Origin of the sequence: Micromonospora sp. NPDC005087 (assembly GCF_042872965.1) — a bacterium.
Taxonomy (GTDB): Bacteria; Actinomycetota; Actinomycetes; order Mycobacteriales; family Micromonosporaceae; genus Micromonospora.
Window position 1 is genome coordinate 93,406 of record NZ_JBIALB010000019.1, and the last position, 8,757, is coordinate 102,162.

Sequence of the window (8,757 nt, forward strand, 5' to 3'; positions counted from 1 at the left end):
TAGGAAGATGAGGAGAACCTCATGACCGTCCGTCGCCTGCTTACCGCAGCCGCCGCCGCCCTGCTCGGCGTCTTCGTGTTTGCCACACCAGCGGCCGCGCAAGTCTGTGCGACGAAGGCAGAATGCGCGGGCCAGGGTGTCGATACTTTCATCGGGACCCCCGAGCGAATCTGGGCCAGCGTTGCCGCACTGGTGGCGCTGGTCGGCGTGGTCATCGGCGGGCTGGCGCTGCGCTCCGTCCGTCGTATCGGCAACGGCGGGAGGAAGGGGGCCATCGTGGCCCTGGTGACGGGGCTGACCGGCGCGGTCAACGGAGCGGTGAATCTGGCGGTCGCCGACGGTGGTCTCGGCACCGGCAACGGAGTAGCCGGGGGTGCCTTGGCCCTGGTGCTGGGGCTGGTCGGCGTGGTCCTCGGCTGGCTGGCTCTGGCCCGCTCCCGCCGCACCGGCTGACCGGCTGACCGGCTGACCGGCTGACCGCAGGGAATACGAGCGCCGTTCGGTTCTGCCTGACGACCGCCGCGCCAAGTTCCAGCGCGCCGTACGCGTCCGTCCCAGCCTCATGCTCGGATAACTGCCCTCAGCCGCAGACTTACCGGCGAGCGCGCATTCAGCAGGCATTCAGTCACGCAGCGCTGCGTGGCACTTGGTAGCTGCTTCCTTCACGGCACCCCAACTCAGGAAGGAGAACGATGCGACACACCATCTCGATCTGGCGAACACTCGCTGCCGGCCTCGCCGGAGGCATCGCGTTCCTGCTGGGCACGTTCGTCACATTCCGCCTGCTCGGCGGTTCACGCCTAGGCGCGGAAGGGTTGTTGTTCGACCCCGACACCCAGCATCCCAAGGTCATCACCGTGTGGAAGGAACTGGAGCCACTTCCACGGATTCTGGAGAATCCGCTGATCATCCTCGGCGGGATGCTCGCGTTCGGGATCGGCTACGCCTTCGTCTACCGGTCCATCGCTCCCGCATGGACGACGGGCCTGCACAGCAGGGCATGGCGGCTCGGCCTCATCGTGTGGCTGGGCACCGTGTTTGCCGAGTTCATGGGCTCATTCAACGTGCTGCACCAGCCCCTGAGCCTCAGCGTCCTGGCCTGGGCGATGTGGGCGGTATGCGCCTTCGCCGAGGCGTACGCGTTGGTGTTCGTGTTGGACCGCGGCCTGTCCAAGGGCGGTGAACAAGGCGAACGCGGCCTCACGCATCGCTCCACCGCGGCCGAACCCCATACCTGACGCCAACTGGGTGGAGACGCCAATGAACATCACTGTGTTCGGCTCGACGGGCCGCACCGGTCGCCACATCCTCAACCTAGGATTTCGCCGCGGCCACCGCATCACCGCCTTCACCCGGCCGTGTTAGCAACCAGTGGAACATCCTCATGTGCGGCCAGTTGGTGAGGAGCTAGCTGGCCGTGACGGCTTACCGGCCATGACGGAGTCGCGGTGGCTGGTCAACCTCGTCAGCGTAAGTTTCAGCGCCTACGCCCGTCGAGTGCGTGATCCGGGCTTGCCCTACGGCACCGGGTGTCGGCGCTGCGCTCCTGTTCAGATGTACCGGCGGCCGATCGACTTTCACGCACACTGAGCTTCCTTGAGAAACTGGCCCGGGCCGTTCCAGGGTGAGGAGGGGGATATGACACGTCCAGAAAGGGTGCTCGTCACTGGTGGTACCGGCGTGCTGGGTCGCGAGCTGGTACGTCGGCTACAGGATCGAACCGAGGTGCGGGTGTTGAGCCGTCGCCCATCTCAGGGACCTGGATTCGTCCAGGGTGATCTCGAGACCGGCGCGGGCCTGGCCGCAGCGGTCGAGGATGTGGATGCCATCGCCCACTGCGCGAGTGCGGCCGACTACCGGCGACCGCAGCGGGACGTGACCCAGCTCCGGCAGCTCCTCGACGCGACAGGTGGAGCGCGGCCGCACCTGGTGTATGTCTCGATCGTCGGAGTGGAGCGGGTTCGGTTCGGGTTCTTCCAGGCCAAGCTAGACACCGAGCGGCTCGTCGAAGCCTCCGGCCTGCCATGGACGATCCTGCGGGCCACCGAGTTCCATGATCTGATGCTGATGTTCTTGATGCGACTCTCCAAAGGTCCGGCCGCCGTGGTGCCGCGGAAGTCACTGTTCCAGCCAGTCGACGTGGGCGATGTCGCCGAGCGAATGGCCGAACTCGTCATGGGGCCTGCGGCAGGCCGCGTTCGCGAGCTCGGCGGGCCGAAGGTCGAGTCGATGGCGGACCTGATGCGCGCCTATCTCGCCGATGCACAGCGCCGCCGCCCAGTCATCAGGATCCCCTTGGGGGGAAGGCTGGGCGCGGGGTTCGGCTTGGGTGGCCACCTGCTCACCGATGGTGACCGCGGCACGGTCACGTTCGCCGATTACCTACACGCGCGTAGTGACGCTGACGGCCTCCTCGGCCATCCCTACCGCTAAAAGCGTGGGACCTGCTGCAGGCGTCCAGGCCAGCCGGGCGGGACCTCACCGACCAAGCCGACGTCGACCTGGTCGATGAACATGTCCGACGCGTACGCCACCAGATCGCTTCCGACCGGTCAGCTGGGCGGCAGGTCCTCGAAAGCCTGTTCTACGACAAACCGCCCATGGACTCGGCGACCGCCGCAGCCCTGCTCGGCGCGGCAGACCGCATCCTCGCCAGCGACATCGCGACCGCCCGCCAACTCCTACACGAAATTTGCGACGCGGCGTTGTTCCCCCACCACTAGACCAAGACATTCCTCAGCGGCGACGGCCGCTGCTCGGCAGACATGCTCTCTCGCCGGGATCGAAGCCGGCCCAACACGTGATCCGACGAGCCGGGCTCCCACTAGTGAGTACGCCAGTCCAGGGCGTCGAGCAGGGCTGCTGCCACGGCCAACCGGTTTGTCGCACCAATCCCGTCCAGCGCCCTGTGCATAACCTCCTCGGCGTCCTCGGACAGTTCCTGCGGACCGAGCATCGGCAGCATCAGGATGAGCCGCTGCGCCCAGGTCAGCCGCTCGTCCGGCAGCGCCGCCGCGGCGAGCAGTTCGGCCCAGGTCATCGCGGACGTGAACCCGTGGCCCGCCGATTACGGCGAGTTCGGAGGCTTGGCCTTCTGCGGGTAAATCGTCTCGTGACGGGCCAGCATGGCAACGAACTCGCCGATCTTCCGCTCGCGGGTCTGCGCCCGCTTGACGGCATTGACGCGGTGGATGAGAGCGAACCGGTTGGTTTGGTGAGTACGTCGAACATGGCCTGGGCGGCAGGGTCGGCAGCGATGGCGGCGAGTAGGTCGGCCGGTACCTCGGCTTCCGACGGTGGGGCGTAGGCGGCCGCCCACCGCCCGTCCGCCTTCGCGGCTTCTACCGCGACGCGGCCTGGGGGCAGCATTCGCCCCTGCGCCTCCAGCCGGGCCACGTGGGCGACGTTGCGTTGTGACCAGGAACTGCGGGGCCTGCGAGGGGTGAACCGGATCCAGGAGGTTTCCTGATCCCGTTTACGGGCCTGCCCGTCGATCCAGCCGAAACACAGGGCCTCGTCGACCGCCTGCTGCCAGGTCAGCGTCGTGACTGTGCCGCCCTTCTTGGTCAGGGCGAGCCAGACACCGGGCGACGTGGCGTGGTTGGCCGACAACCACGCGCGCAGCGCGTCGGCGTCCGCGACGATCAACTCATCCAGCTCTGCGCTCGCCATGACGGCAGGCTAACCGCTGCACCGTGGCCGCAGCCTCTGCCTGTGGGCCAGCCCGACTCGCCGGGCTGCCGGCGCGCCGGTCGCTCGGCGGACCGTCGGGGGCAGGACCTCGATGCTCAGGACGATCTCGACGTCGGGCCGGCATGTCAGACTCCTCGTGCACGTACGGCGAGCGTCGTCCACGACCACGGGTCTCTGACAATCGCCAGCGCCATCCACGGTGGCGGCCGGACGCCGTAGGAGCTGGCGACGCCCGGCGATCCAGCCGCGCACCTCAACCGCTCGGTCTGCGGCAGATCGGTAAACCTGACCTTCGTCGACGCCCAGCGACGGGTGAGGTAAAGCGCCCGGCAGCTATCCGAACGCATTGAGATCGGCAGGGCCGCATACCGGTCGTCTCGAGCTGGTGGCGTCGGCGGCGATCAGTTTCCTGATCAGAAGGGGGGTGCGTCCTCGCCCATCAACGCCAGCACGACGCCTCCCTTCCCGCTCTTGAGGCTCTGGACCACGACCTTGCCGGTGCTGCCGTCGGGCAGCTCCAACGTAAAGGTCTTCCCGACCGCGTTCTTGGGGCCATTGCCGGCGCTGTTGGCGGGTCGGAAGTCGCCTGCCCACGGCGGGGTCCCACCCTTGCGGGCGGGCTCGGCGAAGAGCGCGGCGGTGCCGGGGGTCCTGGTGCCGTCCGACGATAGAAGCACTGAGGCGCTGCGATAGGTAGCCATATACACCAAGGCTATCCCGGACTGCGCTCGTTCGCGCCACGACAACTGCGCCGTAACGCGAACGGCCACGGGGAGCGACCTTGATCTGCTCTCACCCCTTGGGCTGACCGTGCGTCGGCCGTGGCCCGAGCTAGACCCCGGTCGCCGAACCTGCAGCTTCGGCGGTCGACAGCCCGCCGGCTCGGTCGACGTCTCGCCACCGCGTCCGCACGTGCCCGCACCAGGCCCAGCCGCCTCGCAGGTTGTCGGCGCGCCGATCGGCGGCATGTGAGTGAACCAGTCGCGCCCGCTTTGAGTAGAAATGCCCATGGCTCTGCGCGCTTCTCGGCCTGTACGTTGATTCCTCGGGCCGACTGCAATCGGTCGACTACCGTTCGTAACGGCTGCGACGCCTTCCGCCGACTCCGGTGAGCCGGCCCGGAAACCGCGGATTCGCTGACCCGACTGGAGTGTTAAGCATCGCGGCGGTGGAAAGTGAGAGCGGCGAGCGTTAGGGCGGAGAGTGTCCAAGTGATCGTGGCGGCGGCGGCGGCGCCGCGGGACGGGTCGAGGGCGGCGGTGTCTGGCAGGTAGGCGGCGCTGGTGCCGGTCCGGGCCCGAAGCAGCGGGCCTGCGATGAAGTACAGACCGAGCAGCAGAACCACGGCGGGCACTGCGCGGCGGACGACGCCGGCGACTGCCGCCCCCAGCAGCGTGGTGAGCGTCAGGTACGCGGTCGCGGCGGGCGTCCAGGTGGCCCCATAGGCCGGCAGGGTGCTGGTGGCCGCCGTCGCGGCGGCCACCGGGAGCGTCAGAGCAGCCAGCGCGAGGGCTTTCGCCGCCTGCAGTGGCAGGCGCCGGGGCATCGCGAGCAGTGTGGTGCGGATCTGGCCGCCCTCCTGGTACTCGGACGCGGCCGCTAGCACGCCGAGCACCAGGAAGCCGGCCTGGGTGTAGCCGAGCGGGGCCAGGGCGGCGTCGTCGCCGAGCGGCTCACCGCGGGACTCGGCGGATGCGTACGCGTACGTCAGCAGCAGGTTGGCGGTCCAGGTCAGCAGTGCGGTCAGGCGCAGCGACGGCAGGGTCAGCAGTTTGCGCAGCTCAGCGCGGGCGGTGTTCATACGTCTCGCCGCTGAAACAGGACGGCGCCGACCGCGAGTAACGCGACGACCCAGGCCGTCATCACCAGGCCGGCGGTCACCGGGGCGATCTCGACGGGGAAGTCCGCGCTGCGGATGAACATCTGCGCTCCGACGATGTCCGGCAGGTAGGAGGCGAGGTCGGTGACCTTCGTCAGCAAGTACGACACTGAGACGACGGAGCTGTTGATGATCAGCAGCGTCAGCGGCACGATGCCGTTGCGAGTGATCAGCGCGATCCCGCACGCCAGTAGTGCGGTCAGCGTCCAGTAGAGGATCGCGGCGGCCACTCGGGCCGGGGCGGGTGCCGGCGCGTGTTCGCCGTGCAGCACCTGGGTGAGGGTGAGTGTGGCGGCTGCGGTCACCGCTGCCTGTGCCGCGACGACCAGCACGAGCGCGGTGGTCTTCGCCACCAGCAGACGCAGCCGGTCGGGAACTGCGGCGAGCGTCGCGGTGAGCTGGCGGGCGCCGGGGGCGTCCTGACCGGTGGACGTGTATTCGCTGCTCACCACGATCACGCCGAGGACCATCGGACCGATCAGGCCGATACCCAGGTCGCGTAGGCCCAGGTCGGACGTGTCGGTGAGGGTACCGGCGGCGATCGCGCGGCGGGTGTACGGCGCGTTCAGCAGGACGACCACGGGTGCTATCAGCGTGCCCAACACCAGGCCGACCCAGGCGGTGGGCAGGCCGAGCAGCTTACGGAGTTCGGCGCTGACCAGGCTCACCACGGGCCACCCGCCTCGGTAGCGGTCAGCGCGAAGAAGGCGTCCTCGAGCGTGCGATGACCGCCGGTGACGTCGGCGAGTCTGCCTTGGATCACGATCCGGCCCTTGTCGATCACGATGACGTCGTCGGCGATCTCGGCCAATTCGCCCATCAGGTGGCTGGAGAGTAGGACCGTGCGGCCCTGCGCGGCGCTGTCTCGGAGGAACTCGCGCATCCAGCGAATCCCGGCCGGGTCGAGGCCGTTGACCGGTTCGTCCAGGACCAGCACCTCAGGGTCGCCGAGCAGCGCGGTGGCGAGCCCGAGCCGGCGGCTCATGCCGAGGGAGAAGCGGCCGGCGCGCTTCCGCGCGTCGCCGGTTAGGCCCACGACCTCGAGGACCTCGTCGGCGCGGGAGTCCGGCAGGCCGTTGCTGGCGGCTACCCAGCGCAGGTGGGCGCGGGCCGTGCGGGCTCGGTGCGCGCCGCTGCCGTCGAGTAGCGCGCCGACCGTCGTGAGCGGACGGTCCAGTTTCCGATACGGGCGCCCGCAGATCAGCGCGGTCCCGCTCTGCGGGCGGTCCAGGCCGAGCAGGATACGTAGCGTCGACGTCTTGCCGGCTCCGTTCGGCCCGAGGAAGCCGGTGACCCGGCCGGGTCGGGCCTCGAAGGTGACGTCGTACAGGATCTGCGTCCTGCTCTTGGTCTTGCTGACGCGATCGATCGTGATCATAAGCCGAGTCAACCGGTGTTCCGGCCCTCACACATCGGACCGTTCTCGGATCCTGACGGCCGAGTCGGTCCACGGACCGTCAGACCCTGGTCTGAGAACTACAGTCGGGGTGGTGAACGCCCATCCGCGCCCCTCCGGGCGGTCCAGGGCCGTGCCGGTGGTTGCCGTGGTGATCAGCGTGCTGGTGATGGCCATGTGTACGGTCGGCGCGCAGGGCCCGTTCGCGGTCGTACTGCCGCCGCTGATAGTCGGCGGCGCTGTCGCGGCTGCGGTATGGGCGGTGCGGCGGTCACGCGCCGACCGAACCGCCTACGAATCGCGGCTGACCGCCTGGGCCGCATCCGAGGCGGTGCTCGCCGAGCGGTTGCGGATTGCCCGCGACCTGCACGACATCGTCTCGCATGGCTTGGGTCTGATCACGGTCCGCGCCGCGGCCACCCGGCATCTACCCAAGCCTGCCGAGGTGGAGGTGGCGCTCACCGATATCGAGGACGCGAGCCGGCACGCGACAGCCGAGCTACGCCGCATGCTCACGGTCCTGCGTGAGCCGTCGGCCGCCAGCCGCCGTGCGCCGGTGGACAACCTCGACGACTTGCCCGGCATCGTGCACGGGGCGTCGCTCGCAGGGCTTCGGACACGGCTGACGGTCGAGCCGCTCGGCCCGGTATCGCAGGGTGTACAAGTCGCCGTCTGCAAGACCGTGCGGGAGGCGCTCAGCAACGCGGCGCGGTACGCGGGACCGACGGACGTGCGGGTGCGGGTGTATCGGGACGAAACATACGTGGTGGTCACGGTGGCGGACACCGGCCCGTCAGTCGACGGATGGCGGGCATCGCCGGGCGCCGGACACGGGCTGGCCGGGTTACGGGAGCGGGTCGGCAGTCTCGGCGGCACGCTGTCGGCGGAGCACGTCGACGCGGGCTTCCGCCTCACCGCGCGGATCCGGGACGAGGCGGCGTGAGCGGCATCCGCGTGCTTCTGGTGGACGACCAGGCGCTGCTCCGACACAGCCTCGCCGTGATTATCAACAACGAGCCGGACTTGGCCGTCGTCGGCGAGGCCGGCGACGGCGCGCACGCCGTGGCGTGCGCCCGCACCACCCGCCCCGACGTCATCCTGATGGACGTCCGGATGCCGCACCTCGACGGCCTCGAGGCCACCCGTCGCATCTGCACCGACCCAGCGCTGTCCACTGCCCGCGTCCTGGTCCTGAGCATGTTCGAGCTCGACGAGTACGTCTACGAGGCGCTGCACGCGGGCGCGTCCGGTTTCCTGCTCAAGGACGCCCGCCCCGACGAGCTGATCGAGGCGATCCGCCGCACCCACCGTGGTGAATCGCTGTTCGCGCCGTCGATCCTCACCCGGCTCGTCGCGCACTACGTCACGGCGCCCCGACCGGATCGGCCGACGCCGGCACTGCGGCGGCTGACCGGCCGTGAGGTCGAGGTGCTGACACTGATCGGCGGCGGCTTGTCGAACGACGAGATCGCAACTGCCCTGGCGATCTCGGTGAAGACGGTGAAGACGCACATCACGCACCTGATGGCGAAGCTGGCCGTGCGAGATCGGGCACAGCTCGTGATCGCGGCGTTCGACGCGGGGCTGGTGCGGCCACGCCGCTGAACCCGAACGCGGCGATCTGCGTCGATCATCTGGCTCTGACACAAAAGCAGTGATGCCCGGTCCGCGTTGTTTGTTGGCGATGCGGCAGTCTAAGAGCGTCCGCCAGTAGGTCATCGGATGCGAGGGCTGCGGGGTCGGGTGTCCCACCGGTAGTGCTTCCACGCCCGCACGATGATGCTACGGA

At 68.9% G+C, this 8,757-nt stretch carries 11 protein-coding genes and 1 pseudogene; 6 read left to right on the top strand and 6 right to left on the bottom strand.

Features of this window, described 5'->3' with window-relative positions; genetic code table 11:
* Positions 1–21 precede the first annotated feature (21 nt).
* The 4 genes from ACFYPS_RS30780 to ACFYPS_RS30795 all read left to right on the top strand — a co-directional run bounded on the left by ACFYPS_RS30780 (position 22) and on the right by ACFYPS_RS30795 (position 2,723).
* Positions 22–453, top strand: a complete 432-nt coding sequence (locus tag ACFYPS_RS30780) for a DUF6223 family protein (RefSeq protein WP_387328969.1) — start codon at positions 22–24, stop codon at positions 451–453.
* A gap of 239 nt (positions 454–692) precedes the next feature.
* Positions 693–1,238, top strand: a complete 546-nt coding sequence (locus ACFYPS_RS30785) for a hypothetical protein (protein WP_354968689.1) — start codon at positions 693–695, stop codon at positions 1,236–1,238.
* 400 nt (positions 1,239–1,638) lie between these two features.
* Positions 1,639–2,433, top strand: a complete 795-nt coding sequence (locus tag ACFYPS_RS30790) for an SDR family oxidoreductase (protein ID WP_387328972.1) — start codon at positions 1,639–1,641, stop codon at positions 2,431–2,433.
* 167 nt (positions 2,434–2,600) lie between these two features.
* Positions 2,601–2,723, top strand: a complete 123-nt coding sequence (locus tag ACFYPS_RS30795; RefSeq protein WP_387328975.1) for a hypothetical protein — start codon at positions 2,601–2,603, stop codon at positions 2,721–2,723.
* Positions 2,724–2,824: 101 nt separating this feature from the next.
* Here the strand turns inward: ACFYPS_RS30795 and ACFYPS_RS30800 are convergent, their stop codons facing one another.
* The 6 genes and pseudogenes from ACFYPS_RS30800 to ACFYPS_RS30825 form a co-directional block, all read right to left on the bottom strand.
* Entirely contained in the window at positions 2,825–3,040 is a 216-nt protein-coding gene (locus tag ACFYPS_RS30800) for a hypothetical protein (protein ID WP_354968691.1), read from the bottom strand.
* A gap of 27 nt (positions 3,041–3,067) precedes the next feature.
* A pseudogene (locus ACFYPS_RS30805) lies at positions 3,068–3,672 on the bottom strand (YdeI family protein).
* Between the two features lie 434 nt (positions 3,673–4,106).
* Positions 4,107–4,394: a hypothetical protein gene (locus tag ACFYPS_RS30810; RefSeq protein WP_074310625.1), complete on the bottom strand. Its 288-nt coding sequence runs from the start codon at positions 4,392–4,394 to the stop codon at positions 4,107–4,109.
* Between the two features lie 452 nt (positions 4,395–4,846).
* Positions 4,847–5,494: a hypothetical protein gene (locus ACFYPS_RS30815; protein WP_387328979.1), complete on the bottom strand. Its 648-nt coding sequence runs from the start codon at positions 5,492–5,494 to the stop codon at positions 4,847–4,849.
* Positions 5,491–6,240 (bottom strand): hypothetical protein, encoded by a 750-nt coding sequence (locus ACFYPS_RS30820; protein ID WP_387328982.1) that lies wholly within the window; start codon positions 6,238–6,240, stop codon positions 5,491–5,493. The genes ACFYPS_RS30815 and ACFYPS_RS30820 overlap by 4 nt, the downstream gene beginning before the upstream one ends.
* Entirely contained in the window at positions 6,237–6,950 is a 714-nt protein-coding gene (locus ACFYPS_RS30825; RefSeq protein WP_387328984.1) for an ABC transporter ATP-binding protein, read from the bottom strand. Before ACFYPS_RS30825 ends, ACFYPS_RS30820 begins: the two co-directional genes overlap by 4 nt.
* A 112-nt stretch (positions 6,951–7,062) precedes the next feature.
* On the opposite strand from ACFYPS_RS30825, the gene ACFYPS_RS30830 reads away from it, so the two are divergent.
* Positions 7,063–7,911: a histidine kinase gene (locus tag ACFYPS_RS30830; RefSeq protein ID WP_354968696.1), complete on the top strand. Its 849-nt coding sequence runs from the start codon at positions 7,063–7,065 to the stop codon at positions 7,909–7,911.
* Positions 7,908–8,573, top strand: coding sequence for a response regulator transcription factor (locus ACFYPS_RS30835; protein ID WP_354968697.1), 666 nt, complete (start codon positions 7,908–7,910; stop codon positions 8,571–8,573). The genes ACFYPS_RS30830 and ACFYPS_RS30835 overlap by 4 nt, the downstream gene beginning before the upstream one ends.
* Positions 8,574–8,757: the final 184 nt, after the last annotated feature.